20 protein-coding genes are annotated in these 25,701 nt (G+C 70.8%); 9 read left to right on the plus strand and 11 right to left on the minus strand.

From position 1 onward, the window contains the following. Positions 1–23: 23 nt before the first annotated feature. Positions 24–854, minus strand: a complete 831-nt coding sequence (locus OHU89_RS36665; RefSeq protein WP_405649243.1) for an NAD(P)H-binding protein — start codon at positions 852–854, stop codon at positions 24–26. Between the two features lie 73 nt (positions 855–927). Here OHU89_RS36665 and OHU89_RS36670 point away from each other — a divergent pair, with 73 nt between their 5' ends. Further along, a complete protein-coding gene (locus tag OHU89_RS36670; protein ID WP_405649244.1) occupies positions 928–1,368 on the plus strand; it encodes a winged helix-turn-helix transcriptional regulator in 441 nt (146 codons plus the stop codon). Positions 1,369–1,379: 11 nt separating this feature from the next. Here the strand turns inward: OHU89_RS36670 and OHU89_RS36675 are convergent, their stop codons facing one another. Further along, positions 1,380–2,822, minus strand: a complete 1,443-nt coding sequence (locus tag OHU89_RS36675) for a TIR domain-containing protein (RefSeq protein WP_405649245.1) — start codon at positions 2,820–2,822, stop codon at positions 1,380–1,382. Further along, the gene (gene fxsT, locus OHU89_RS36680; protein ID WP_405649246.1) at positions 2,819–6,046 is read right to left on the minus strand and encodes an FxSxx-COOH system tetratricopeptide repeat protein; all 3,228 of its coding nucleotides are present in this window, start codon (positions 6,044–6,046) and stop codon (positions 2,819–2,821) included. The genes OHU89_RS36675 and fxsT overlap by 4 nt, the downstream gene beginning before the upstream one ends. Positions 6,047–6,249: 203 nt before the next feature. Here fxsT and OHU89_RS36685 point away from each other — a divergent pair, with 203 nt between their 5' ends. Then, positions 6,250–7,743, plus strand: coding sequence for a 3' terminal RNA ribose 2'-O-methyltransferase Hen1 (locus OHU89_RS36685; RefSeq protein ID WP_405649247.1), 1,494 nt, complete (start codon positions 6,250–6,252; stop codon positions 7,741–7,743). Next, a complete protein-coding gene (locus OHU89_RS36690; RefSeq protein WP_405649248.1) occupies positions 7,740–10,319 on the plus strand; it encodes a polynucleotide kinase-phosphatase in 2,580 nt (859 codons plus the stop codon). Before OHU89_RS36685 ends, OHU89_RS36690 begins: the two co-directional genes overlap by 4 nt. Before the next feature lie 3 nt (positions 10,320–10,322). Here OHU89_RS36690 and OHU89_RS36695 read toward each other — a convergent pair whose 3' ends face one another. Together OHU89_RS36695 and OHU89_RS36700 are read right to left on the minus strand one after the other, a co-directional pair. Beyond that, complete coding sequence (locus tag OHU89_RS36695; protein WP_405649250.1) at positions 10,323–11,213, minus strand: hypothetical protein; 891 nt, start codon at positions 11,211–11,213, stop codon at positions 10,323–10,325. After that, on the minus strand, positions 11,210–12,214 hold the full coding sequence (locus tag OHU89_RS36700; protein WP_405649251.1) for an SPFH domain-containing protein: 1,005 nt from the start codon (positions 12,212–12,214) through the stop codon (positions 11,210–11,212). Before OHU89_RS36700 ends, OHU89_RS36695 begins: the two co-directional genes overlap by 4 nt. Positions 12,215–12,332: 118 nt before the next feature. Here OHU89_RS36700 and OHU89_RS36705 point away from each other — a divergent pair, with 118 nt between their 5' ends. Together OHU89_RS36705 and argF are read left to right on the plus strand one after the other, a co-directional pair. Then, positions 12,333–13,556 (plus strand): arginine deiminase, encoded by a 1,224-nt coding sequence (locus OHU89_RS36705; RefSeq protein ID WP_266886984.1) that lies wholly within the window; start codon positions 12,333–12,335, stop codon positions 13,554–13,556. 82 nt (positions 13,557–13,638) lie between these two features. Continuing rightward, entirely contained in the window at positions 13,639–14,646 is a 1,008-nt protein-coding gene (gene argF / locus OHU89_RS36710; RefSeq protein WP_405649252.1) for an ornithine carbamoyltransferase, read from the plus strand. 3 nt (positions 14,647–14,649) lie between these two features. Here the strand turns inward: argF and OHU89_RS36715 are convergent, their stop codons facing one another. Continuing rightward, entirely contained in the window at positions 14,650–15,102 is a 453-nt protein-coding gene (locus OHU89_RS36715; RefSeq protein ID WP_046263104.1) for an ATP-binding protein, read from the minus strand. A gap of 287 nt (positions 15,103–15,389) precedes the next feature. Between OHU89_RS36715 and OHU89_RS36720 the strand changes: the two genes are divergently transcribed. Together OHU89_RS36720 and OHU89_RS36725 are read left to right on the plus strand one after the other, a co-directional pair. Then, the gene (locus OHU89_RS36720; protein ID WP_266886978.1) at positions 15,390–16,217 is read left to right on the plus strand and encodes an enoyl-CoA hydratase family protein; all 828 of its coding nucleotides are present in this window, start codon (positions 15,390–15,392) and stop codon (positions 16,215–16,217) included. Beyond that, complete coding sequence (locus tag OHU89_RS36725) at positions 16,202–18,586, plus strand: bifunctional salicylyl-CoA 5-hydroxylase/oxidoreductase (protein WP_405649253.1); 2,385 nt, start codon at positions 16,202–16,204, stop codon at positions 18,584–18,586. The genes OHU89_RS36720 and OHU89_RS36725 overlap by 16 nt, the downstream gene beginning before the upstream one ends. Positions 18,587–18,606: 20 nt before the next feature. Here the strand turns inward: OHU89_RS36725 and OHU89_RS36730 are convergent, their stop codons facing one another. The 5 genes from OHU89_RS36730 to OHU89_RS36750 form a co-directional block, all read right to left on the minus strand. Further along, entirely contained in the window at positions 18,607–19,836 is a 1,230-nt protein-coding gene (locus OHU89_RS36730) for a sulfate adenylyltransferase subunit 1 (protein ID WP_405649254.1), read from the minus strand. A 2-nt stretch (positions 19,837–19,838) separates the two neighbouring features. Continuing rightward, positions 19,839–20,759: a sulfate adenylyltransferase subunit CysD gene (gene cysD / locus OHU89_RS36735; RefSeq protein WP_405649255.1), complete on the minus strand. Its 921-nt coding sequence runs from the start codon at positions 20,757–20,759 to the stop codon at positions 19,839–19,841. Next, positions 20,756–21,319, minus strand: coding sequence for an adenylyl-sulfate kinase (gene cysC / locus OHU89_RS36740; protein ID WP_405649256.1), 564 nt, complete (start codon positions 21,317–21,319; stop codon positions 20,756–20,758). Before cysC ends, cysD begins: the two co-directional genes overlap by 4 nt. A 115-nt stretch (positions 21,320–21,434) precedes the next feature. Beyond that, a complete protein-coding gene (locus OHU89_RS36745; protein ID WP_405649257.1) occupies positions 21,435–22,247 on the minus strand; it encodes a PaaX family transcriptional regulator C-terminal domain-containing protein in 813 nt (270 codons plus the stop codon). 15 nt (positions 22,248–22,262) lie between these two features. Further along, complete coding sequence (locus OHU89_RS36750) at positions 22,263–23,855, minus strand: AMP-binding protein (RefSeq protein WP_405649259.1); 1,593 nt, start codon at positions 23,853–23,855, stop codon at positions 22,263–22,265. A 136-nt stretch (positions 23,856–23,991) separates the two neighbouring features. Between OHU89_RS36750 and OHU89_RS36755 the strand changes: the two genes are divergently transcribed. Then, positions 23,992–25,296 carry an acyl-CoA dehydrogenase family protein gene (locus OHU89_RS36755; protein WP_405649260.1) on the plus strand — a complete coding sequence of 435 codons (1,305 nt, stop codon included), beginning with the start codon at positions 23,992–23,994 and terminating at the stop codon, positions 25,294–25,296. Continuing rightward, positions 25,293–25,691, plus strand: a complete 399-nt coding sequence (locus tag OHU89_RS36760; protein ID WP_405649261.1) for a RidA family protein — start codon at positions 25,293–25,295, stop codon at positions 25,689–25,691. Before OHU89_RS36755 ends, OHU89_RS36760 begins: the two co-directional genes overlap by 4 nt. Positions 25,692–25,701: the final 10 nt, after the last annotated feature.

Consider the following 25,701-nt stretch of genomic DNA (forward strand, 5'->3'; position numbering starts at 1 on the left):
TCGAACGCCCGGTCGATCGGAGGCTAGCGAACATTTCCGATCGCTGCCGCCGCCGCTCTTCGATACACCTCCAGCGCCGACTGCGGAGCCCGCCCCAACAGCCCCCGCAGGGAACTCCCTTCGACCCCGCTCCCGTCCAGGAACCCACCGGCGACAGCCGAGTACGTCCCCACAAGCATCGGCACCTGATAGGGCAGTGCCACACCGCTCGCGATGATCGCCTCGCGCGTCGCCCCCAACGCCGCCGGCGCGTACGCACCCCCGATCGCCGCGGCCAACTCCGCACCTCCCAGAGCCCGTTCTCCGACGAGTTCGTACACCTTCCCCACATGTTCCTGCGGTGTGCTCACCACCCGCGCCGCCACCGCCGCGAGGTCAGCCCGCGCCACCGCGGCCAGCCGGCCCTCGCCCAGCGGGGCCGCGATCGTCCCGTCGGGACCCGGGGCAGCGATGTCCGCGAGGAACTCGGCGTAGAGGCCGTTGCGCAGAATCGTCCAGGCCGACGCGGAACGCCGCAGCCGGCGTTCGGTCCAGCGGTGGGCCAGGGCGTAGGGAAGGTGGTCCCCGTCGCCGCTGAGGCTGGTGTAGACGATGTGCCCCACCTCCGCCTTCTCGGCCGCCGAGATCGCCGCGTCGTGCCGGGCGACGACCACGTCGTCCTCCCCGTACCCGGCGGAGATCAGCAACAACGTGTCCACGCCGGTGAAGTCGAGTGAGCCCGGGTCGTCGAAGTCGACGCGCCGCTCACCCGCCGAACGTGGGGTACGGCTACCGAGGACGACATCGCCCCGCCCCGCCAGTTCACCCGCCACGAGCCGCCCGAGCGCACCGCCCGCACCCGTCACCAGAATCATCGGAATTCCCTCTCCTGAGCTGTGTGTTCCCATCATTGGGAAGCACCGCCCGCTCGCATAAGGAGGCACATTGATGTCAGCAGGGCACACCGCGGTAACCACCCCCACCGCGCCCGATGAGCCGGTGATCGTCTGCGACACCCCGCAGGACGAGTGCGGCGTCCGGGACGTCCTGGACCGCCTCGGCGACAAGTGGTCGGTCTACGTCGTGGTCGAACTCGCCTCCGGCATAAGGCGGTTCAAGGAACTCCAGCGCGCCATCCCGGGGAACATCTCCCAGCGGATGCTCACACTCACCGTCCGCCGTCTGGAGCGCGACGGCTTGGTGAAGCGGACCGTGTACCCGACGATCCCACCCCAGGTCGAGTACGAACTCACCGACCTCGGCCACAGCCTCACCCACGTCGTCAAGGCCCTCGCCGACTGGTCGATCGCCCACCGCCCGGCCATCGCGGCGGCCCGTGAGGCGTGGGACGAGGCGGACGGGAACTCCGGGCGGCTGCCGGTCCGTTGAGCGAGGTCGCCTCAGCCTGTGGTGGTGTCGGTCGTCGGGGGCGGAAGCGTCATGCCCGTCAGCGCGTCGCGTACGGCGCGGGACGAGGGGGAGTGCGGTTCGAGCTTTTGCAGGGCATGGGCGAGGGGCCAGTAGCCGCCCGTCTGCTCCCGGCAGACGCGGGCGATCTCGAACAGCAGCGTCCGCGGCGGGTACGCCAGGTTCAGTGAGCTCACGTCGAGCCCGGTCTCGGTGAGCCAGACCCTGCGGAGCGTCGGCTCCTTCACCGAGACCGCCTTTTCCAGTGCGTCGACCAGATCGCTCACCGTCGGGACGCTCGCCCCCGGGAAGCCGGGAGAGCCCGCGGTGCCGGGGACGGTGGGAGGCGGGGCCGCGTGGGGCGGACCGGGGTAGGCGGGGGCTCGCTGGGCCCGTCCGTCCGGGGCGGCGGCGAGTCTGAGGAGCGTCTCCAGGGAGGCGGCCTCGTCAGGTCCGCCGATTCGCACGTCGGCGGTGTCACCGAGCCTGGTGGGCCACGGACGTTGCGGCCCGGCGTGCGGAACGACCGGGAACAGACGCTGCCAGTCGGACGACTCGTCGGACATCGCCTCGTCCAGGGCGGTGTCGCTCATGTCGCCGGTGGTGAGGTAGTGCTCGGAGAGGACGAGGATCACTTTTCGAGCGCGTCGCAGGGAGTTTCGTAGGACGTCGATGGTGCCGTCGCTGGTCGGGGACAGGACGTGTTTGTCGACTTCATAGCCGACCGACCTGAGGTGGTACATCATCCACATTCCCAAGTCGGCATCGGGGCCGACCTCCGCGTAACTGACGACTATGTCGACTGGACGCAGCATTCTCCGGCCGAAGAGGGGCACGACAGTCCGGGCTTCCTCTTCCGGGATGACCGGGATCGGCGGGTCCATCACGGCGGCCTCGATCAGGTCGGCCACCTTGTGCACGATGTCCCAGTACTCCTTGTCGGCCGTAACCCCGTCGGGCGGTACCAGGTGGAACAGCCCGCGCTTCTCGTACACACCGCCGACCGCCCCCTCGACGTACTGGTAGACGTCCACGCCGGAAGGCCGCCGCTGCCGGCCGCGACGCCAGGCCAGGGGGATCACATGGTGAGCGTTTCCTCCCTCTGCCTCGTAAAGGTTCACGCGTCGGCTGACGACAGCCCATTCCCGTGCACACCAGTCGCTCTGGAAATAGTCCGTGCAATAGAGGGCGACCAGGCACCTGGTCTTGCGAGCGGAATTCCAGATGACTGGACGCCAGCGCGCACTCGGCGTGATGTCTTCCACGTCCATGAACCCACCAGCAGCGTTGACCCGCCCCAGGAGGCCTTTGACCTCGGACTCCAGATCACGGTGGAATCGAGCCACCCGAGAGAGGTGTTCCTTCTGTTCCGAGTAGCTGAGGAAGTACCAGTAGGCACCGTCCTCTTCGACGGGGTCATGCTCCGGCGTACTCATCGAGGGTCCGGCAGAAGCTCGATCTCCCCCGCCAGGCGGCGGGCCTCTTCCAGGCCGGAGTACGAGGGATCCAGCAACTCCAGCGCCTCGACCAGAGCCGGCAGACCCCCGGTCGTCGCGCGGCACTTGCGTACGACGTCGGTGAGCGAGGCAAGAAGGCTGGGGTAGTCCGTGAACTGCACAGGCGCCGGGGTGAGTTCACCGATGAGCCCGGTCCACAGCCGGCGCGCGGTCGCATCCCCGAGCAGCGCCGAATCCGCGAGCGTTCCGATCAGCTGGGTCTGCAGCAGGGCTGCCTGTCGGGCGCTTCCGGGGGCGGTGCCGGGATAGACGGGCTCGATGTGCTGGTCTCGCGGACGCCGTAGGAGGTACTGCAGCATCTCGCGGGCCGCCTCCGCGTCCAGGCCGTCGAGGGCTGGGGTGACCGCTTTCCGCAGGACGTCCGGCAGCGCCTCCACGTCGACCGGCCCCACCGGCACGGGCGCGAAGCGGCCCTGGGAGGTGGCGGCCGCCACCTCGCCTGACGACCAGTCGGACCCTGCCCAGGAAGGCGATCCCAGGTAGTGCGGTGAGAGAAGGGCGATGACCACGTCCACATGCCGGAGCGCGTCCTCGACCTGGAGTGCGTAGCCCCCCGTCTCGACGGTCTGCTCCGCGCCGTGCCGGACGTCGTGCCCCCATCCGGTGAGGCTCCAGGCCAGCCAGTCCGCCCAGGACCGATCGGCGGGGTCGGAGCTGATGAGGACCCTCGAACGATCGACGGCGGTGCCGGACGGGTAGAGGGACGCGGCGACGACGGCAACCTGCGCCGACGCCTCCGTGCTCGACCCTCTGTGAGCGCCGCGAAGGGGGCGTTCGGAACTCGGTATGTAAGCGCTCGGGCGCCACGACTGGAAGGCCGGGCGGTCGTCGCTCAGGGCCTCCAGCGTCTGCATGGGTTCACCGAGGCCCAGGGCGGCCAGTGCCTTGGTGAGCTGGTCGGTCGAGGCGACGGTGTCCGGATGGTCGTCGCCGAGGACTCGCCGCCTCAGGGCCAGCGTCTCCTCGCCGAGGACCCGGGCCGCGCCCCACTCGGCCAGCGCGTCCAGCACGTCCACGAGCGCGTAGGCCGAGGCAAGCGTGTCCGGGTGGCCGTCTCCGAGCACGCGGCGTCTGCGGACCAGCGCTTCCTCGCCGAGGACCCGGGCCTCGTCCCAGTCGCCCAGGGTGCTCAGGATCCCCACGAGGTCCATCGCCGCTTCGAGTGTCCGGGGATGGTCCTCGCCGTGCACTCTGCGCAGCCGGGCGAGGGTGTCCGTGGTCAGCTCCCGAGCCGCCCCGACCTCACCCGCCTTCGTCAGACGACCGGCCAGGCTCATGGCCACGGCCAAGGTGTCGGGATGGTCCGCACCCAGGACTCTGCGCCGTCTGGACAGGACGTCCGTATCGAGCTCCCGGGCAAGGGCGTCCTCACCGACCTCGCCCAGGGCCCGGGCCAGATGGGAGGCGGTCCACAGCGTGTCGGGATGGTCTTCACCGAGTTGCTCCCGCCAGACGTCGAGCAGATGGTGCAGCCGGGGCAGGGCCGTACCGGCCTGGTCGCGATCCATCAGGTACCAACAGGCTGCGCGTGCCGCGCGACGTCCCTCCTCGCCGCCGAGGGCGGCAGGATCCACGGCGAGCAGGTGCGGGACGACTGCGGCCCAGGCGGGCCAGTTCGCCGGGTCCGCCACGTCGGCCGGAGACGCGGCGACCAGCAGGGCTTCGGCGGCGAACGCGGCATCCGCACGTTCACCCGCTCCCATCTGAGCCTGCACGACCGCCTGGGTGAGCGGATGCAGTTGTACGGAACCGTCCTGGACCCTGGCCAGCCCGTACAGGGTCAAGGACCGAAGGACCTGCGTGACCAGGGACCGGTTCCGCAGCAGGTCCCCGAGCAGCGGGACTTCGGGCCGCACCCGGGTGCAGGCGTACAGGGGAAACGCCTCGGGCGCCAGCAGCGCACACGCCCGCAGCAGTGCCGCGGCAGCGGGATCGGCCGCCTCCAGCCGCTGTGTGGTCAACCGGACCGACGCCGCCAACGACGCCGGGTAGCCGGCCGGCTGCCCCTGGCCCAGCACCGCCTCGATGTCCGTCTCCAGGAGGCGGAGCAACCGGTCGACGGTGACCCCGTCCTGGATGAGGGACGCGGCCTGCGCCAACGCCAGCGGCAGGTCCTCCATGGCCTGCGCCAGCCGGTCGGCGTCGAGCTCGGTCATGTCGGGCGTACGAGCCCTGAGCAGCGACACCGACTCCGCTCGCGCGAAGGTGTCCAGCTGCATCGGCGATGCCACGCCCTGCCAGTTCGGGTTGCGGGACGTGATCAGCACATGCCCGGCACCCTTCGGCAGGAACCGGTCCAGCGCCGCCGGATCCTCGGCGTTGTCGAACACGAGCAGCCATCGCCCTCTGGTACGAAGCTCCCCCGTGAGTGCGTCGAGAGCGTCCGCCGTGGGCGTGTCCCGGTCGGCCGCACCAGTCTTGACGGCGAGCGCCGCCAGCTGGTCGGGGATGAGTGCGGGTTCCTCCGCGCGCACCCACCAGGCCAGCTCGTACTCCGCGCTGAACCGGTGTGCGTACTCGATGGCGAGTTGGGTCTTCCCCACGCCCCCGCGGCCGTGCAGGACCTGCACCCGGGACTGAGGGGTGAGAGCCTCCCGCAGTGCCGTCAGCAGCTCGTTCCGCCCGGTGAAGTCCGTATTGCGCGCCGGCAGATTCCACACCCGGGGCAGTTGCCCGGGAAGCTTGGGTCCCGAGGCCGGGCCACGCTCCGCACCGGGGAAGGCCGGCGCCGCTCTCGGCCTGTTCCGTGGGCCCTCGACCGCGGTCAGCAGTGCCTCGACGGCCGCGGTCTCGTCCAGCCCGACCAGCGAGGTGGCGAGCAACGGGCGCAGGATCGGTGGCGGCACCGTCCCGTCGATGCGCACCGGCACCAGGCGCTGCCTGGCTGCGACCGCCGCCGTCCACTCTTCCGACGTGAACCGGTTGGTGTCGAAGTACGTGGCGGAGAACAACGCCACCGTTCGGCCGTGGTTGAGGGCCTGTTGCATCTTCAGCACGTAGTTGTCGCCGACACTCCAGTTCCAGACGTCCAGCATGACGTCGTAACCGGCTTCCTTCAGGTGCCAGGCGACCCATTCCGCCCAGCCCCGATCCGCTCCCGCGTAGCTGACGAACAGCCGTCGGTCGCCGTCGCTCTCGGTCATTCCCGTATGCCCGCCTCTGACCCTTTCAACAGGGATACCGACCCTAACAGCGGTTCACCCAGGTCGACTTGCTCATCCTCGGACCGGGCCGGGCGGAAAATCCCGGGTGCGCGGGGCGAGCCCCAAGGTACGTTGAGCGGGCGCGCCGCAGCTCACAACCGCGACAACCCGCAGCTCAGAAGGTATCCAGAGGTGTAACCACAGTGTTCCTCACGATCAGTACCACCGGCACATCCGAACGCCCGGCGACCGACCTCGGCTTCCTGCTGCACAAGCATCCCGAGAAATCGCAGGCGTTCTCCACGTCCTACGGCAAGGCACACGTCCTCTACCCCGAGGCCGATGCCGAGCGCTGCACGGCGGCGCTGTTGCTGGAGGTCGACGCAGTGGCGCTGGTCCGGCGCGGCAAGGGCAAGGGCCGCGGTGGTGCGCCTGACGCGGCGCTCGCGCAGTACGTCAACGACCGGCCCTACGCCGCGTCCTCGCTGCTCGCCGTCGCGCTGAGCGGGGTGTTCTCCAGCGCCATGCGCGGGGTGTGCAACGCCCGCCCCGAGCGGGCCGCGCAGCCGCTGCCGCTGCGCATCGAGGTGCCCGCGCTGCCCGCCCGGGGCGGCCCCGACCTCGTACGGAAGCTGTTCGAGCCGCTCGGCTGGTCGGTCACCGTCGAACCGGTCGCGCTGGACGCGCAGTTCCCGGAGTGGGGTGACTCGCGGTACGTGCGGCTCGTGCTGGAGTCGCAGACCCTGACCCTCGCCCAGGCCCTGCGCCACCTCTACGTCCTGCTGCCCGTCCTCGACGACGCCAAGCACTACTGGGTCGCCTCCGACGAGGTCGACAAGCTGCTGCGGGCCGGTGAGGGCTGGCTGCCCGACCACCCCGAGCAGAAGCTGATCACCAGCCGTTATCTGTCGCGCCGTTGGTCGCTCACGCGCGCGGCGATGGAGCGCCTGGAGCTCGTACGGCTCGCCGAGGCCGACGACAGCGAGGTCGAGGAGATCGACAACGCCGTCGAGGCGGAGACCGAGGACGAACAGGAGCCGACCCCGCTCGCCGTGCAGCGCCGGGACGCCATCCTCGCCGCCCTCCAGACGTCCGGCGCCTCCCGTGTGCTCGACCTCGGCTGCGGGCAGGGCCAGTTGGTGCAGGCGCTGCTCAAGGACGTGCGGTTCACCGAGATCGTGGGCGTCGACGTGTCGATGCGCGCGCTCACCATCGCCTCCCGGCGGCTCAAGCTGGACCGCATGGGGGAGCGGCAGGCCTCCCGCGTCAAGCTCGTCCAGGGGTCGCTCGCCTACACGGACAAGCGTCTCAAGGGCTACGACGCCGCCGTGCTCAGCGAGGTCATCGAACACCTCGACCTGCCACGGCTGCCCGCTCTGGAGTACGCGGTCTTCGGCGCCGCCCGTCCGCGGACCGTCCTCGTGACGACCCCGAACGTCGAGTACAACGTGCGCTGGGAGACCCTCCCGGCCGGCCATGTCCGGCACGGCGACCACCGCTTCGAGTGGACGCGGGAGGAGTTCCGGACCTGGGCCCGGGCGGTGGCCGAACGGCACGGGTACGACGTGGAGTTCATACCGGTGGGGCCGGACGACCCCGAGGTCGGACCGCCCACCCAGATGGCACATTTTGAATTGAGCACAGCTGAGATGAGCACAGCCACTGCGAGGACCGAGAAGGAGGCGAAGGCGGCATGACCGAGAACCAGACCAAGGGGCGCGTGCTGCCCGTCACCGACCTCTCCCTCGTCGTCCTCGTCGGCGCCTCCGGCTCCGGCAAGTCCACTTTCGCCCACCGGCACTTCAAGTCCACCGAGGTCATCTCCTCGGACTTCTGTCGCGGCCTGGTCTCCGACGACGAGAACGACCAGGGCGCGACGAAGGACGCCTTCGACGTGCTCCACTACATCGCGGGCAAACGGCTCGCAGCCGGCCGTCGTACGGTCGTGGACGCGACCAGCGTGCAGTCGGACTCCCGGCGCCAGCTGATCGACCTGGCCAAGCAGTACGACGTCCTGCCCATCGCCATCGTCCTCGACGTGCCGGAGAACGTGTGCGCCGAGCGCAACGCGTCCCGCAGCGACCGGGCGGACATGCCGATCCGGGTCATCAAGCGCCACATCCGCGAACTCCGCCGCTCCGTCCGGCACCTGGAGCGCGAGGGCTTCCGCAAGGTGCACGTCCTGCGGGGCGTGGAGGACATCGAGAACGCCACCGTCCGCACCGAGAAGCGCTTCAACGACCTCACCCACCTCACCGGCCCGTTCGACATCGTCGGCGACATCCACGGCTGCGGCTCCGAACTGGAGTCGCTGCTGGGCAAGTTGGGCTACGTCGACGGCGTGCACCCCGAGGGCCGCACCGCGGTCTTCGTCGGCGACCTCGTCGACCGCGGCCCGGACAGCCCGGGTGTGCTGCGCCGCGTGATGTCGATGGTGAAGTCCGGGAACGCGCTGTGCGTCCCCGGCAACCACGAGAACAAGTACGGCCGTTACCTCAAGGGCCGCAAGGTCCAGCACACCCACGGGCTCGCCGAGACCATCGAGCAGATGGACGGGGCGTCCGAGGAGTTCCTCGCCGAGGTGAGGGAGTTCATCGACGGACTGGTCAGCCACTACGTCCTGGACGGCGGCAGGCTGGTCGTCTGTCACGCCGGTCTGCCGGAGAAGTACCACGGCCGCACCTCGGGCCGGGTCCGCTCCCACGCGCTGTACGGCGACACCACCGGGGAGACCGACGAGTTCGGCCTGCCGGTGCGCTATCCGTGGGCCGAGGACTACCGGGGCCGGGCGGCCGTGGTCTACGGCCACACCCCGGTCCCGGAGGCGACCTGGCTCAACAACACCATCTGCCTGGACACCGGCGCCGTCTTCGGCGGCAAGCTCACCGCGCTGCGCTGGCCGGAGCGGGAGCTGATCGACGTACCGGCGGGGAAGGTCTGGTACGAGCCGACGAAGCCGCTGAAGTCGGAGGCACCGGGCGGACACGACGGCCGGCCGCTGGACCTGGCGGACGTGCACGGCCGCCGTGCGGTGGAGACCCGGCACCAGGGCCGGGTCGCGATCCGCGAGGAGAACGCGGCCGCGGCCCTTGAGGTCATGAGCCGTTTCGCGGTGGACCCGCGGCTGCTGCCGTACCTCCCGCCGACCATGGCTCCGACCGCGACCTCGCAGGTCGAGGGCTATCTGGAGCACCCGGAGGAGGCCTTCGCGCAGTACGCGGCGGACGGGGTCGCGCGGGTCGTGTGCGAGGAGAAGCACATGGGCTCGCGGGCGGTGGCACTGGTGTGCCGGGACGCGGAAGCGGCACGCAAGCGCTTCGGTGTGGACGGCCCGACCGGCTCGCTGTACACCCGCACGGGCCGCCCGTTCTTCGACGACGAGTCGGTGACGGAGGAGATCCTGGGCCGGCTGCGCGCGGCGGTCACCGAGGTCGGCCTCTGGTCCGAACTCGACACGGACTGGCTCCTGTTGGACGCCGAGCTGATGCCGTGGTCGCTGAAGGCGTCGGGGCTGCTGCGCTCGCAGTACGCGGCCGTCGGTGCCGCGTCCGGGGCGGTGTTCCCGGGTGCGCTGGCCGCGCTGGAGGGCGCGGCGGGGCGGGGCGTCGAGGTGACGGACCTGCTGGGGCGCCAGCGGGAACGGGCCTCGAACGCGGCCGCGTTCACCGAGGCGTACCGGCGCTACTGCTGGCCGACGCAGGGCCTGGACGGCGTACGCCTGGCCCCGTTCCAGATCCTGGCCGTGCAGGGCCGCAACCTCGCATCCCTGCCGCACGACGAGCAACTGGCCCTGCTGGACCGCCTCGTGGAGCACGACGGCACCGGCCTGCTCCAGACCACCCGTCGCCTCTACGTCGACACGGCCGACCCCGAGTCGGTCCGGGCGGGCGTCGACTGGTGGCTGGAGATGACCGGCCGCGGCGGCGAGGGCATGGTCGTCAAGCCGCTGGGGGCGGTGGTGCGGTGGGGGTCCCCCCGCTCGAGCGAAGCCGAGAGTGGGGGAGAGGAAGGGCGCCTGGTGCAGCCCGGCATCAAGTGCCGTGGCCGCGAGTACCTCCGGATCATCTACGGCCCGGAGTACACCCGCCCCGACAACCTGACCCGGCTGCGCGGCCGCTTCCTCAACCACAAGCGCTCGCTCGCGATCCGCGAGTACGCGCTCGGTCTGGAGGCCCTGGACCGCCTGGCCGAGGGGGAGCCGCTGTGGCGGGTGCACGAGGCGGTGTTCGGGGTGCTGGCGCTGGAGTCGGAGCCGGTGGACCCGAGGCTGTGACGGTCAGCCGACCAGCCTCAGCCGCTCCGCGTACACACCCGCGCGGACGCTCTGGCCCCAGGTCAGCTCCAGGGCGTCCGACTCCATCCCGTCCCCGAACGCGATCAGCCGTTCGGACTCGACGGTGAGGTGCAGGGCGGCCGACGCCGGCAGTTCGCCGGCCACCAGTGAGGTACCGGTGGCCGGCGAGGGCCAGGCCTCGCGGACGAACCACAGCAGGCGGTCCTCGGTGGGGCGGGGCAGAGGCAGATCGCTGCCCCGCTCCTGCCACACCGACCGCACCCACCCCGTCGCGCCCGTCCCCGTGCCCACCAGCACTCCGGAGGAAGCCTGGGCCTCGGCGGCACCCCCGTGGTCGTCGAGGCCCAGGCGGTAGCGGGCGGTCTGGTGGCCCGGGGCGCCCAGGTAGATCTCGTTGAGGGCGACCAGACGCTGGCTGTCGTCGGCGACCGCCTCGACCATGGTGAGTTCGTCGACCGGCGGGGTGCCGGCCGTCAGGAGTTTCGCGGCGTCCTGGGGGCGATGGCGTACCAGCACACCCGGGTTGCGGCCGGGGTCGGTGTCGATGCCCAACACTGGTTGTCCGGAGAGGTACTTGGCGACGTTCGCCACCAGTCCGTCCTGGCCGACCACGACCACCACGTCCTCGGGGGCGAACAGGAAGCGGTCCAAGTCACCGCGTTCCACCCGTGACTGACGCCAGGTCAGGGGGATCGCCGCGGTCACCTCCGCGAGTGCGCGTCGCGTACGGCGGTGGCGCTCGGCCACCTCCTCGATGTCGCGGCCGCGGGAGGAGAGGAAGAAGGCGGCCTGGCCGTGGGTGCCGTGGTGGGCCACCAACTCCTCGTACTCCGTGGTGCGGTGGACGAGGACGACCCGCGGGGCGAGGCTCACGCGCGGTCCCGCGTGCCCAGCTTGGCCAGCAGCCCGGTCAGGACGTCCGGCGACACCGTCACGCTGTCGATGCGGGGGAGGTTCTCCGCCAGCCGGCTCGCGGTGAGCGCGTGCAGGACGGTCACGTCCACATCCGTGTGCACCTGGAGCCACGCCGCCTGCGCCTGAGCCCGTGCCGCGCCCACCGCCTGCGCGCCCTCGGCCTCGGCGTGGGCCAGCCTGACCGATCGTGCCGCCTCCGCCCCGGCCCGTACCGCGTCCGCCGCCGCGTGCTCCTCCGCCTCCCGCCGGGCGTTCGTACCGCGCTGCTCCACCAACTGCTCCTCGCGCCGGGCGAGTTCGATCTGGCTGGCCAGCTCGTTCTCGGCGATCGTCCGCTCCCGCTCGACCGCCACCGCCCGTCGCTCGTACGTCGCCCGGTCCGCCTCCTGCTGGATCTGCTCGCGGGCAGGGGTGCGCAGCGCCCGTTCCACCTCCGGCTCCGGTCGCAGCGCGACCACACGGACGGCCACCACCTCGATCCCCGTGGCCGGCAGCCGCGGTTCCGTCGCCAGCCCCGCCGTCACCCGCTCCCGTACCGCCGCCACACCGTCCATCAGCGCCGCCGACAACGACGTACGGGCCAGCACATCCAGCGCGTGCTGCTGCGCCGTCTCCGTGAGCAGCGTGCCCAGCTGCTCCAGCGGTGTGCCGCGCCACGCGCCCGTGTCCGGGTCGATCGAGAAGTCCAGGCGGGCCGCGGCGAGCGCCGGGTCGCTGATCCGGTAGGTCACGGTCGCCTGCACCGCCACGTCCTGGAAGTCGGACGTACGGGCGTGGAAGGTCATCGCCAACTCCCGGTCGTCGACCGGTACTTCGGAGAGCGCCGCGGTCAGGGCGCGGAACCAGAAGCTCAGGCCCGGCCCGTCGTGCAGGAGCTGTCCGCCGCGGTGGTGCCGTACATGCGCGGTCGGTGCGCCACGCAGATGGCGCCAGCCCAGGCGCCGGGTGATGTCTGCCACGAGACCCTCTTTTCGTCTCAGCGACGATAACCGTGCGAGCTGATTATCGTCAAGGGGACGAGAAAGGTAAGTGGTCAAGCGGGGGGTGAAGACGGTCGTCGGTGGTCAGGATGGACTCATGGGATTCCATGTCGACTCCGAAGCCGGGCGGCTGCGCCGCGTCATCCTGCACCGGCCGGATCTCGAGCTCAAAAGGCTCACCCCCAGCAACAAGGACGCCCTCCTCTTCGACGACGTGCTGTGGGTGCGCCGGGCGCGCGCCGAGCATGACGGCTTCGCGGACGTGCTGCGCGACCGCGGGGTCACCGTCCACCTCTTCGGCGACCTGCTCACCGAGGCCCTGGCGATCCCGGCGGCCCGCACCCTCGTCCTGGACCGGGTCTTCGACGAGAAGGAGTACGGCGTCCTGGCCACCGACCACCTCCGTGCCGCCTTCGAGTCACTGCCCGCGCCCGAACTGGTCGAGGCGCTCGTCGGCGGTATGACCAAGCGGGAGTTCCTGGAGGCCCACGAGGAGCCGGTCTCGGTCCGCTTCCATGTCATGGACCTCGACGAGTTCCTCCTCGCCCCCCTCCCCAACCACCTCTTCACCCGTGACACCTCCGCCTGGATCTACGACGGCGTCTCCGTCAACGCCATGCGCTGGCCGGCCCGGCAGCGCGAGACGGTCCACTTCGAGGCGATCTACCGGCACCACCCCCTCTTCCGCGACGAGACGTTCCGCGTGTGGAGCGAGGGCCAGGCGGACTACCCGTCCACCATCGAGGGCGGGGACGTCCTCGTCATCGGCAACGGCGCCGTCCTCATCGGCATGAGCGAGCGGACGACACCCCAGGCCGTGGAGATGCTCGCGCACAAGCTGTTCGATGCCGGGTCCGCCCAGACGATCGTGGCCCTCGACATGCCCAAGCGCCGCGCCTTCATGCACCTCGACACCGTGATGACGATGGTCGACGGCGACACCTTCACCCAGTACGCCGGGCTCGGCATGCTCCGCTCGTACACCATCGAACCGGGCGTCGGCGACAAGGAGTTGAAGGTCACCGACCACCCACCGGAGCACATGCACCGCGCGATCGCCGCCGCTCTCGGCCTCAACGAGATCCGCGTCCTGACCGCGACCCAGGATGTGCACGCCGCCGAGCGTGAGCAGTGGGACGACGGCTGCAACGTCCTGGCCGTCGAGCCGGGCGTCGTCGTCGCCTACGAGCGCAACGCCACCACCAACACCCATCTGCGCAAGCAGGGCATCGAGGTCATCGAGATCCCGGGCAGCGAGCTGGGGCGGGGGAGGGGCGGGCCGCGCTGTATGAGCTGTCCGGTCGAACGGGAGGCCGTATAGAAGCACACGCGATCGCATATAAATGCCGGATGTCGTATAGACTTCCAGGAGTACCTGTCACTCGTATCTCTGGAGCGCCCCCATGGCGACCGTCCCGACCGCCCTCGCCGGGCGCCACTTCCTCAAGGAGCTCGACTTCACGGGGGAGGAGTTCCTCGGTCTGATCGGGCTGGCCGCCGAACTGAAGGCCGCGAAGAAGGCCGGGACCGAGACCCAGTACCTGCGGGGCCGGAACATCGCGCTCATCTTCGAGAAGACCTCGACGCGCACCCGCTGCGCGTTCGAGGTCGCGGCCGCCGACCAGGGTGCCTCCACGACGTACCTGGACCCGTCGGGCTCGCAGATCGGGCACAAGGAGTCCGTGAAGGACACCGCCCGCGTGCTGGGCCGGATGTACGACGGCATCGAGTACCGCGGGGACAGCCAGCAGAAGGTCGAGGAGCTGGCCGCGTTCGCCGGCGTACCCGTCTACAACGGCCTCACCGACGACTGGCACCCCACCCAGATGCTCGCCGACGTCCTGACGATGACCGAGCACAGCAGCAAGCCGCTCAAGGAGACGGCCTTCGCCTACCTCGGCGACGCCCGCTTCAACATGGGCAACTCCTACCTGATCACCGGCGCCCTGCTCGGCATGGATGTCCGGATCGTCGCCCCGAAGACCTACTGGCCCGCCCAGGACATCGTGGAACGGGCCCGTCAGATCGCCGTCGACAGTGGGGCCCGGATCACCCTCACCGAGTCCCTGGCGGAGGGCGTCGCGGGCGCGGACTTCGTCGCCACGGACGTCTGGGTCTCCATGGGTGAGCCCAAGGAGGTCTGGGACGAGCGGATCACGGCCCTTGCCCCGTACGCCGTGACCATGGACGTCCTGCGCGCCACCGGCAACCCGGACGTCAAGTTCCTGCACTGCCTCCCGGCCTTCCACGACCTGGGTACCAAGGTCGGCCAGCAGATATACGACTCCCACGGCCTGGAGTCCCTCGAGGTGACCGACGAGGTCTTCGAGTCGGCCCATTCGGTCGTCTTCGACGAGGCGGAGAACCGCCTGCACACGATCAAGGCGGTACTGGTGGCGACGCTGGCCTGACGGCTACGCGGGCCGCCACTGCGACGGCACCGCCGGCAGCCTGAACCACACCGCCTTGCCGGACTCGGTGGGGCGGTGCCCGCAGGACGAGCTGAGGGCGCGGATCAGCAGCAGGCCGCGCCCGTGCTCCTGCCAGGGGTCCGGCTCGGTGTCCACGGGACGGGTGAGGTTGCCGGGCGGCGCCGGGTCCGGGTCGTGCACCTCGACCTGGCAGCCGCTGGGCAGCAGCTCCACGACGAGCTCTATCGGGGCGTCCCCGGCGGTGTGCTCCACGGCGTTCGCGACCAGCTCGGCCGTCAGCAGCTCAGCGGTGTCGCTGTCGGCCCCGTGCTCCAGCTCGGCCAGCGCCGTGCGCACCAGTGCACGGGCGACGGGCACGGCCGCTGCGGAGTGCGGCAGCGCGATGCGCCAGGAGGCGGAGGCTGAGGGGCGATCTTGCAAGGCGGTTCCGTTCATGAGCAGGCTGTCCTGCTTTCAACCTTATGAATGGTACGGCGCCGCCCGGCAGAGGCATCCGACGGGCACCGTACGGGACCTTCGGCCCCGTTACCGGGCGGCTTACCCCTCACAACGCCCTCCCTCGCACGGCTGCTCCCGCCGTAGCCGCTCTGTCGACGAGCCGTGACAGATGTGACCGGTCCAGGTCAGATCCGTACGGTGTTATCGCGCACTCGTGACGACAGTCAAAGATGAGTGATAGCTTCGAAGGGTAGAGCGCACCTCATCTGGGGAGGCCGCACCGCATGAGTCCCTTCACCGGCTCCGCCGCCCGCACCACCCGCTGGGAACATCTGCGCGTGGAGGTCGCGTCCGGCGTCGCCACCGTGACCCTCGCCCGCCCCGACAAACTCAACGCACTCACTTTCGGCGCCTACGCCGACCTGCGCGACCTGCTCGCCGAGCTCTCCCGGGAGCGGTCGGTACGCGCCCTGGTGCTGGCCGGCGAGGGCCGCGGTTTCTGCTCCGGCGGCGACGTGGACGAGATCATCGGCGCGACCCTGTCGATGGACACGGCCCAGCTCCTCGACTTCAACCGGATGACCGGGCAGGTCGTGCGGGCGGTACGGGAGTGTCCGTTCCCGGTGATCGCGGCCGTGCACGGCGTGGCGGCGGGCGCGGGGGCGGTACTGGCCCTGGCGGCGGACTTCAGGGTGGCGGACCCCACGGCCCGATTCGCCTTCCTCTTCACCCGGGTGGGTCTGTCGGGCGGAGACATGGGCGCGGCGTACCTGCTGCCCCGGGTGGTGGGCCTCGGCCACGCGACCCGCCTGCTGATGCTGGGCGAACCGGTGCGGGCACCCGAGGCCGAGCGCATCGGCCTGATCAGCGAGCTGACGGACGAGGGCGGCGTGGACGAGGCGGCCCAGACACTGGCCCGCCGCCTGGCCGACGGCCCGGCACTGGCGTACGCCCAGACGAAGGCACTGCTGACGGCGGAACTGGACATGCCGCTGGCGGCGAGCGTGGAACTGGACGCGTCGACGCAGGCCTTGCTGATGAACGGCGAGGACTACGCGGAGTTCCACAAGGCGTTCACGGAGAAAAGGCCTCCCAAATGGCAAGGACGGTAACTGTGGCTTGCCCAGGGGCGCGGGGCTGTGTTGAATCTGCGGCTACCGCCGCGCGGGCGCGACCAGCCACACACGACCCGCAGCCGCCGACGACGACCAGCCACCCCCTACGCGTCGCGATCATCGGCGGCGGCCCGGGAGGGCTGTACGCGGCAGCGTTGCTCAAACGCCTCGACCCGACCCGCGAGATCACCGTCTGGGAACGCAACGCCCCCGACGACACCTTCGGCTTCGGAGTAGTCCTCTCCGACGAAACCCTGGGCGGCATCGAACACGCCGACCCCCTGGTCTACGAGGCCCTCCAGCAGGACTTCATCCGCTGGGACGACATCGACATCGTCCACCGAGGCACCCGCCACACCTCCGGCGGCCACGGCTTCGCCGCCCTCGGCAGGAAACGCCTCCTCGAGATCCTGCACACCCGCTGCCACGACCTCGGCGTCGACCTCCGCTTCCGCACCGAGGCCCCGCCCGACCTCGCGACCACCCACGACCTCGTCATCGCCGCCGACGGAGTCAACAGCACCACCCGCGAAACCCACGCCCAGGCGTTCCGCCCCCAGGTGACCACCCACCACTGCCGCTACATCTGGCTCGCCGCAGACTTCGCCTTCGACGCCTTCCGCTTCGAGATCGCCGAGACGGAACACGGCGTGATGCAGCTGCACGGCTACCCGTACGCGCCAGACGCCTCGACGGTGATCGTCGAGATGCGTGAGGAGGTCTGGCAGGCGGCCGGCTTCGACGAAGTCACCCCGCAGGAGTCGGTCGAACGCTGCGCCAAGATCTTCGCGGACGCGCTCGGCGGCAGGTCGCTGCGCTCCAACAAGTCCGCGTGGACCACCTTCCGTACGGTCGTCAACGAACACTGGTCCCACGGCAACACCGTCCTCCTCGGCGACGCCGCCCACACCGCGCACTTCTCGATCGGCTCGGGCACCAAGCTCGCGGTCGAGGACGCCCTCGCCCTGGCCGCCTGTCTGGAGGAACAGCCGTCACTGGAGCAGGCGTTGGCCGCCTACGAGACGGAACGCAAACCCGTCGTCGCCTCCACGCAGCGCGCCGCCCTCGCCAGCCTGGAGTGGTTCGAGAACCTCGGCCGCTACCTCGACCAGCCGCCCCGCCAGTTCGCCTTCAACCTGCTCACCCGCAGCCGCCGCGTCACCCACGACAACCTGCGGCTGCGCGACGCCCGCTTCACCGGAGCCGTGGAGCGCGAGTTCGGCTGCCCACCCGGTACGCCCCCGATGTTCACCCCGTTCCGGCTGCGCGGCCTGACCCTGCGCAACCGGGTCGTGGTGTCCCCGATGGACATGTACTCGGCGACCGACGGCCTCCCCGGCGACTTCCACCTCGTCCACCTGGGGGCGAGGGCGCTCGGCGGCGCGGGTCTGGTGATGACCGAGATGGTGTGTGTCAGCGCGGAGGGCCGTATCACCCCCGGCTGCACCGGCCTCTACACCGGCAGGCAGGCCGAGGCCTGGAAGCGGATCACCGACTTCGTGCACGCCCAGGCGCCCGGCACCGCGATCGGCATCCAGCTCGGCCACAGCGGCCGCAAGGGCTCGACCAAGCTGATGTGGGAGGGCATCGACGAGCCGCTGCCCGACGGCAACTGGCCCGTGGTGGCCGCGTCCCCGATCCCGTACGGGCCAGGCAACCAGACCCCGCACGAGCTCAGCCGCGCCCAACTCACCGACCTCCGCGAACAGTTCGCCGCCGCCGCCTGGCGAGCCTCCCGGGCCGGCTTCGACCTGCTCGAACTGCACTGCGCGCACGGCTACCTGCTGTCCGGATTCCTCTCCCCGCTCACCAACCGCCGCACGGACGCCTACGGCGGCACCCTCGCGAAGCGGCTCCGGTTCCCCCTCGAAGTCTTCGACGCCATACGGGGCGTGTGGCCGGAGGAACGGCCCATGACGGTCCGGATCTCCGCCACCGACTGGGCACAGGGCGGCACGTCCGCCGAGGACGCCGTCGAGATCGCCCGCGCCTTCGCCGCGCACGGCGTTGACGCGATCGACGTGTCGACCGGACAGGTCGTGGCGGACGAACGGCCCGAGTACGGGCGGTCGTACCAGACGCCCTTCGCGGACCGCATCCGCCATGAGACCGGCGTCCCGGTGATCGCGGTCGGCGCGATCTCCTCCTGGGACGACGTCAACTCCCTGATCCTGGCCGGGCGTACGGATCTGTGCGCCCTCGCCCGCCCGCACCTCTACGACCCGCACTGGACGCTGCACGCCGCCGCCGAGCAGGGGTACGAGGGGCCCGGCGTCGGCTGGCCGGACCCGTACCGGGCGGGCAGCCGGCGCCCGCAGACCGGACGCACGGACGCCCCCAAGCCCCGCCTGACGCTGGGGACTTGAGGGCGTTCGCGGGAAGGTGCTTACGAGAGCTCGACCATGCCCGCCGTCAGCGTCGACCCGTCCGCCGGGTCGATCAGGATGAACGCACCCGTGCGCCGCGAGAGCGCGTAGTCGTCGAGCGCCAGCGGCTCGGCGGTGCGCAGGGTGACACGACCCAGGTCGTTCGCGCTCAACTCCCCGGCGCCGTCGAGGTCCTTGACGATCGCCTTGACCGTCCGTGTCGTGTGCCGCACCAGCACCCGGTCGCCGATCCGCAGCGGGCGGTCGGCCAGATGGCAGACGGACGCCCGGACGTCCCGCGTGAGCGCCGGGACATCGACGCCGGCCGTGATCATGTCGCCGCGCGAGACGTCCCGCTGGTCCGCGAGGCGCACACCGATCGACTGCGGCGCGTACGCGACCTCGGCCGGAACACCGAGCACGTCGATACCGGTGATCTCGGAGCTCTCGCCGGAGGGGTGGACCGTGACCCGGTCACCGACCCGGAGCGCGCCCGACACCAACTGGCCCGCGTAGTGGCGGACTTCGCCGTCGCGGATGACGTACTGCACCGGGAAGCGGGCCGGCGCGTCCGCGGCCTCGACACCTACGGGCACGTTCTCCAGGAACTCCAGGAGCGCCGGACCCCCGAACCAGTCCATGTGCGCCGAGCGGTCCACGACGTTGTCGCCGACGAGGGCCGACACCGGGATCGGTGTGAAGGAAGGCAGGCCCAGCTCGGCCGCGTGCCCGGCGAAGTCCTCGACGATACGGTCGAACTCCTTCTCCTCGTACCCGACGAGGTCCATCTTGTTGACGGCGAGAACCACGTGCGGGACCCGCAGGAGAGCCGCGATCGCGGCGTGGCGGCGGGTCTGCTCGACCACGCCGTTGCGGGCGTCGACGAGGATGATCGTCAGCTCGGCCGTGGAGGCTCCGGTGACCATGTTGCGGGTGTACTGCACATGGCCGGGGGTGTCGGCGAGGATGAACCGGCGGACCGGGGTGGCGAAGTAGCGGTAGGCGACGTCGATGGTGATGCCCTGCTCGCGCTCGGCGCGCAGACCGTCCGTCAGCAGCGCCAGGTCCGGGGTCTCCTGGCCACGGTTGCGGGACGCGTGCGCCACGGCCTCCAGCTGGTCGGCGAGGACCGACTTGGAGTCGTGCAGCAGCCGGCCCACCAGCGTGGACTTGCCGTCGTCGACCGAACCGGCCGTCGCGAAACGGAGGGTGTCGATGGTGGTGCCGGCCGTGTCGGTGGTGGCGGTCATGGTTAGAAGTACCCCTCGCGCTTGCGGTCTTCCATCGCGGCCTCGGACATCTTGTCGTCGGCGCGGGTCGCGCCCCGCTCGGTCAGCCGGGAGGCGGCGACCTCGGCGATCACCTTCTCGATGGTGTCGGCGTCGGAGTCCACCGCGCCGGTGCAGGACATGTCGCCGACGGTCCGGTAGCGCACCTGCCGCTTCTCGACGGTCTCGTCCGCCCTGGGCCCGCCCCACTCACCGGCGGTCAGCCACATGCCGGCCCGCTGGAAGACCTCGCGTTGGTGCGCGTAGTAGATCTCCGGCAGCTCGATCTCCTCGCGGGCGATGTACTGCCAGACGTCCAGCTCGGTCCAGTTGGACAGCGGGAAGACACGGACGTGCTCGCCGGGGGCGTGCCGGCCGTTGTAGAGGTTCCACAGCTCGGGGCGCTGGCGGCGCGGGTCCCACTGCGAGAACTCGTCGCGCAGGGAGAACACGCGCTCCTTGGCGCGGGCCTTCTCCTCGTCACGCCGGCCACCGCCGAAGACCGCGTCGAAGCGCTCGCTCTGGATCTTCTCCGTCAAGGGCAGCGTCTGCAGCGGGTTGCGGGTCCCGTCGGGGCGTTCGCGGAGCACACCCCGGTCGATGTAGTCCTGTACGGAGGCCACATGGAGTCGGAGCCCATGTCGGACGGCCGTGCGGTCCCGGTAGTCGAGGACCTCGGGGAAGTTGTGCCCGGTGTCGACGTGCAGCAGCGAGAAGGGGATCGCGGCCGGGGCGAACGCCTTCAGCGCCAGGTGCAGCATGACGATGGAGTCCTTGCCGCCGGAGAAGAGAATCACCGGCCGCTCGAACTCGCCCGCCACCTCGCGGAAGATGTGCACGGCCTCGGATTCGAGAGCGTCCAGGTGGGAGAGGGTGAAGTTCTTCCCGGTGGTCACGGTGCTCACACCAGCCCCCGATCCGCCAGCACCGCGTACACCGCGGCCGCCGACTCCTGCGGGGTCTGCGCCTGCGTCTCCAGCACCAGCGCCGCGTCCACCGGCGGCTCGTACGGGTCGTCGACGCCGGTCAGCCCGGACAGCTCGCCCGCGGCCTGTCTGGCGTACAGGCCCTTGACGTCCCGCTCGCTGCACACCTCGACCGGAGTGGCGACATGCACCTCGATGTACGGCGTCCCGCTCGCCTCGTGCCGTTTGCGGACGGCCTCGCGGCTGTCGGCGTAGGGCGCGATGACGGGGACGACGGACAGCACGCCGTTGCGGGCGAGGACCTCGGAGACCAGCCCGATGCGCTGCACGTTCGTGTTGCGGTCCTCTCGGGAGAAGCCCAGGCCCGCGGAGAGGAAGCGGCGTATCTCGTCGCCGTCGAGGACCTCCACCCGGTGTCCCTCGGCCTTCAGCCGCTCACCGAGGTGACGGGCGACGGTCGTCTTGCCCGCGCTCGGCAGCCCGGTGAGCCAGACCGTGGCTCCCTGAGCCCTGGGGCCTGTCCTTGCCGTGGTGGTCATGCGCAACAGTCCTCTTCCTTACCTTCGGGCGACCTGAGGGACCCTAGGTAAGAAACTTGAGAAGAGGGGCAGAGGAACCTGAGGGTTCCCTTAGCTACCTGTGTTGTGCGTGAGGTCACACCCCGGCGAAGCCGGCCCCCGCGTCCCGCAGCCGCCGGTGCAGCCCCCGGAACACCGCCGCCGAGCGGCTGCCCGGCCAGTCCTCCGGGAGCAGCCGGGCGGGCAGGCCGGGATCGGCGTAGGGGAGGTGGCGCCAGGAGTCCAGGGCGAGGAGATAGTCGCGGTACGCCTCCTCGGGCGGAGTGTCCTCGCGCTGCTCCCAGTCCCGCAGCACGCGCGCGTGGCGGTCGAGGAAGTCCTCGTGCTCCTTGGCGATCGCCGCGAGATCCCACCAGCGGGCCACGGACTCGGCGGTCGGGGCGTAGCCGAGGTGCTCGCCGCGGAAGAAGTCGACGTACGGGTCGAGGCGGAGCCGCTGGAGCACGTGCCGGGCCTCCTCGTACAGCCGCGCGGGCGCGATCCAGACGCCCGGTGCCGCGGTGCCGAAGCCGAGACCGGCCAGCCGTGAGCGCAGCACGTGCCGCTTCTGCCGCTCCGACTCCGGCACGGAGAAGACGGCGAGCACCCAGCCCTCGTCCTCGGGCGGTTCGACGGCGTAGATGCGCCGGTCGCCGTCCTCCATCAACTGACGGGCGTCCGGCGACAGTTCGTACCCGGCCGTGCCCTGCACCGTACGGGCCGGCACGAGCAGCCCGCGCCGTTTGAGCCTGGACACCGACGAACGTACGGAGGGGGCGTCCACGCCGACCGCCGCGAGCAGCCGGATGAGCTCGGCGACCGGTACCGGGCCGGGCACGAAGCGGCCGTAGGCGCCGTAGAGCGTGACGATGAGAGACCGTGGTGCATGCTGGTCGGACACGTTGATCATCTTAGGTCTTCGGCATCACTGCTGGTCACCCTCGGTGCGCAACCTGAACCTCTGGAGCTTGCCGGTCGCCGTGCGCGGCAGCGCGTCCAGGAAGACGATCTCGCGCGGACACTTGTACGGCGCCAGCTCCGCCTTCACGAACGCGCGCAGCTCCTCGGCGTCCCGCTCGGCGCCCTCCTTGACCACGGCGTACGCCACCACGACCTGCCCCCGCGCCTCGTCCGCCCGCCCCACAACCGCGGCCTCCACGACGTCGGGGTGGCGCAGCAGCGCGTCCTCGACCTCGGGGCCCGCGATGTTGTACCCGGCCGAGATGATCATGTCGTCCGCGCGGGCGACATAGCGGAAGTAGCCGTCGCCCTCACGGACGTATGTGTCCCCGGTGATGTTCCAGCCGCCGCGCACGTAATCCCGTTGCCGTGGATCGGCGAGATAGCGGCAGCCGACGGGCCCGCGCACGGCGAGCAGCCCGGGCTCCCCGTCGGGCCTGTCCCGGCCGTCCTCGTCGACCACGCGCGCGTGCCAGCCCGGTACGGGCACCCCGGTGGTCCCCGGCCTGATGTGCTCGTCGGCGGCCGAGATGAAGATGTGCAGCAGCTCGGTCGCGCCGATGCCGTTGATGATCCGCAGCCCGGTCCGTTCGTGCCAGGCCTGCCAGGTGGCCGCGGGAAGGTTCTCGCCTGCGGAGACACAGCGGCGCAGGGACGTGGTGTCGTACGCGTCCAGTTCGTCGAGCATGGCGCGGTAGGCGGTCGGCGCGGTGAACACGACGGAGACCCGGTGTGCGGCGATCGCGGGCAACAGTTGCTTGGGACCGGCCTGTTCGAGCAGGAGCGCGCTGGCGCCGGCCCGCAGGGGGAAGACGACGAGCCCGCCGAGTCCGAAGGTGAACCCGAGCGGGGGACTGCCGGCGAAGACGTCATCCGCCTGTGGGTGCAACACATGCCGCGAGAAGGTGTCGGCTATCGCGAGCACGTCCCGGTGGAAGTGCATGCATCCCTTGGGGCGCCCGGTGGTGCCGGAGGTGAAGGCGATCAGCGCCACGTCGTCGGCGGCGGTCTCCACGGCGGCGTACGGCGTGTCCGGCGCCGTCCTGTTCAGCAGGTCGTCGGGCGCGTCACCGCCGTAGGTCGTGATCCTGAGCCCCGGTATCTCGGCCTTCGCGAGGTCGTCGACCGCCCGGATGTCGCACAGTGCGTGCCTGACCTGCGCGATCTCGCACATCGTGGCCAGCTCGTGCGGCCGCTGCTGCGCCAGCACCGTCACCGCGACCGCGCCCGCCTTCAGGACCGCCAGCCAGCAGGCCGCGAGCCAGGGCGAGGTCGGCCCGCGCAGGAGCACGCGATTGCCGGGTACGACGCCGAGGTCCCCGGTGAGGAGATGTGCGAGCCGGTCGACGCGGGCGCGCAGGGTGCCGTACGTCCAGGTGTCCTCGGTGGGGGTGTGGAACGCCGGGTTGTCGTCGGGCGGGCCGGTCAGCAGTTCGGCGGCACAGTTCAGCCGATCGGGGTACCGCAGCTCCGGCAGATCGAAATGGAGTTCGGGCCACTGGTCCGGGGGCGGGAGATGGTCGCGCGCGAAGGTGTCGACGTGCGCCGAGAGGTTCATGGCGGTTCGCCCCCTGCCTGATGGCTGCCTTGTGGGCGTGGTGACAGGCCCTAGCGCAACGAGCGTATCGTCTTGGTGACGACAGTCAATGGGACGCGATATCGTCGAAGGGTCCAGTGGAGAGAGGGGACCGGCAATGCCCGCATTCTCGCTCGATCCGGTACAAACCGCCTGGTGTGCGGAGCTGCGTGCCATGGCCGCGGAGCGGCTGCGCCCGCTGGCGGAGAAGGGCGAGCCGGGGCGCGTGAACCGGCCGCTGCTCGCCGAGCTCGGTCAACTGGGCCTGTTGCGGCGGCTGTTCACCTCCGGCGCGCTCGACCTGTGCCTGATGCGGGAGTCCCTCGCCTATGCCTGCACCGAGGCGGAGACCGCGCTCGCGCTACAGGGGCTGGGCGCCTATCCCGTCCACGCATACGGGACACCGGCGCAGCGAGAGCGCTGGCTCCCCCCGGTGGGCGAGGGCCGCGCAGTGGCCGCATTCGCGCTGAGCGAGCCGGGCGCCGGGTCGGACGCGGCGGCGCTGACGCTGCGAGCGGACCGGGCCGGGGCGCCTGGCGACGGGCCGGACGTGGGCGCTCCCGGTGGCGGTGGGCGGCGGGCAGATGCTTCCCGTGGTGAATCGCGCGCGGAGGTTTCCGGAGGCGGCCCGCGCGCGGATGTCCCCGGCATCGAGGCGGAAGGTGGAGTGCTCGGCGCCGAGCCCGAGGGTTCCTCCCGCTGGCGTCTCAGCGGTGAGAAGTGCTGGATCTCCAACGCGCCCGAGGCCGACTTCTACACCGTCTTCGCCCGCACCACCCCCGGTGCCGGAGCCCGTGGTGTGACCGCCTTCCTCGTCCCCGCCGACCGTCCCGGACTCACCGGCACCGCACTCGACATGCTCTCCCCGCACCCCATCGGCGCCCTCGGCTTCGACGCCGTGCCCGTCACGGGCGACGACGTCCTCGGCGAGCCCGACCGCGGCTTCCGGGTGGCGATGGGCACCCTCAACCTGTTCCGCCCCAGCGTCGGCGCCTTCGCGGTCGGCATGGCCCAGGCGGCCCTGGACGCGACCCTCGCCCACACCGCGCAACGGGACGCGTTCGGCGGCAAGTTGAAGGACCTCCAGACGGTCGCCCACCGGGTCGCCGAGCTCGCCCTGCGCACCGACGCGGCCCGCCTCATGGTGTACGCGGCGGCGACGGCGTACGACGAGGACGCCCTCGACGTCCCCAAGCGCGCCGCGATGGCGAAGCTGCTCGCCACCGAGACCGCGCAGTACGTCGTCGACGCCGCCGTCCAAATGCACGGCGCCCGCGCCCTGCAACGCGGCCACCTCCTCGAACACCTCTACCGCGAGGTACGCGCCCCACGCATCTACGAGGGGGCGAGCGAGGTCCAACACGGCATCATCGCGAAGGAGTTGTACAAGGAGTTGTACGCGGAGTCGGAGGCACCCCGGTGAGCACCGAGCGCGTGAACCCGCCCCACCTCTCCCCACCGGCCGGCTTCTCCCACGCCGTCGTCGCCACCGGCACCTGCGTGGTCTTCCTGGCCGGCCAGACCGCCCTCGACACCGACGGGAAAGTCGTGGGGGAGGGGCTCGTGGAGCAGTTCGAGAGGGCGCTCACCAATCTGCTGGGAGCGTTGACAGCGGCCGGCGGCACCCCCGCCGACCTCGCCCGCGTCACCGTCTACGCCACGGATGTCGCCGATTACCGCACCCGAGCCGCTGAACTCGGGGGTATCTGGCGGAGGTTGGCGGGCCGGAACTACCCCGCGATGGCCGTCGTCCAGGTCGTACGCCTGTGGGACGAGGAGGCGCTGGTGGAACTGGACGGCTTCGCGGTCCTGCCCTAGGTCCCGGGAA

Origin of the sequence: Streptomyces sp. NBC_00019 (assembly GCF_045041015.1) — a bacterium.
Lineage (GTDB): Bacteria > Actinomycetota > Actinomycetes > Streptomycetales > Streptomycetaceae > Streptomyces.

Coding starts and splice junctions, on each gene's coding strand:
- OHU89_RS36745 (WP_405649257.1), bottom strand. CDS start 22,247: ATGATCAACGTGTCCGACCAGCATGCACCACGGTCTCTCATCGTCACG.
- OHU89_RS36715 (WP_046263104.1), bottom strand. CDS start 15,102: ATGAACGGAACCGCCTTGCAAGATCGCCCCTCAGCCTCCGCCTCCTGG.
- OHU89_RS36665 (WP_405649243.1), bottom strand. CDS start 854: ATGATTCTGGTGACGGGTGCGGGCGGTGCGCTCGGGCGGCTCGTGGCG.
- OHU89_RS36720 (WP_266886978.1), top strand. CDS start 15,390: ATGAGTCCCTTCACCGGCTCCGCCGCCCGCACCACCCGCTGGGAACAT.
- argF (WP_405649252.1), top strand. CDS start 13,639: ATGGCGACCGTCCCGACCGCCCTCGCCGGGCGCCACTTCCTCAAGGAG.
- OHU89_RS36670 (WP_405649244.1), top strand. CDS start 928: ATGTCAGCAGGGCACACCGCGGTAACCACCCCCACCGCGCCCGATGAG.
- OHU89_RS36755 (WP_405649260.1), top strand. CDS start 23,992: ATGCCCGCATTCTCGCTCGATCCGGTACAAACCGCCTGGTGTGCGGAG.
- OHU89_RS36705 (WP_266886984.1), top strand. CDS start 12,333: ATGGGATTCCATGTCGACTCCGAAGCCGGGCGGCTGCGCCGCGTCATC.
- OHU89_RS36750 (WP_405649259.1), bottom strand. CDS start 23,855: ATGAACCTCTCGGCGCACGTCGACACCTTCGCGCGCGACCATCTCCCG.
- OHU89_RS36730 (WP_405649254.1), bottom strand. CDS start 19,836: ATGACCGCCACCACCGACACGGCCGGCACCACCATCGACACCCTCCGT.
- fxsT (WP_405649246.1), bottom strand. CDS start 6,046: ATGACCGAGAGCGACGGCGACCGACGGCTGTTCGTCAGCTACGCGGGA.
- cysC (WP_405649256.1), bottom strand. CDS start 21,319: ATGACCACCACGGCAAGGACAGGCCCCAGGGCTCAGGGAGCCACGGTC.
- OHU89_RS36725 (WP_405649253.1), top strand. CDS start 16,202: ATGGCAAGGACGGTAACTGTGGCTTGCCCAGGGGCGCGGGGCTGTGTT.
- OHU89_RS36675 (WP_405649245.1), bottom strand. CDS start 2,822: ATGAGTACGCCGGAGCATGACCCCGTCGAAGAGGACGGTGCCTACTGG.
- OHU89_RS36690 (WP_405649248.1), top strand. CDS start 7,740: ATGACCGAGAACCAGACCAAGGGGCGCGTGCTGCCCGTCACCGACCTC.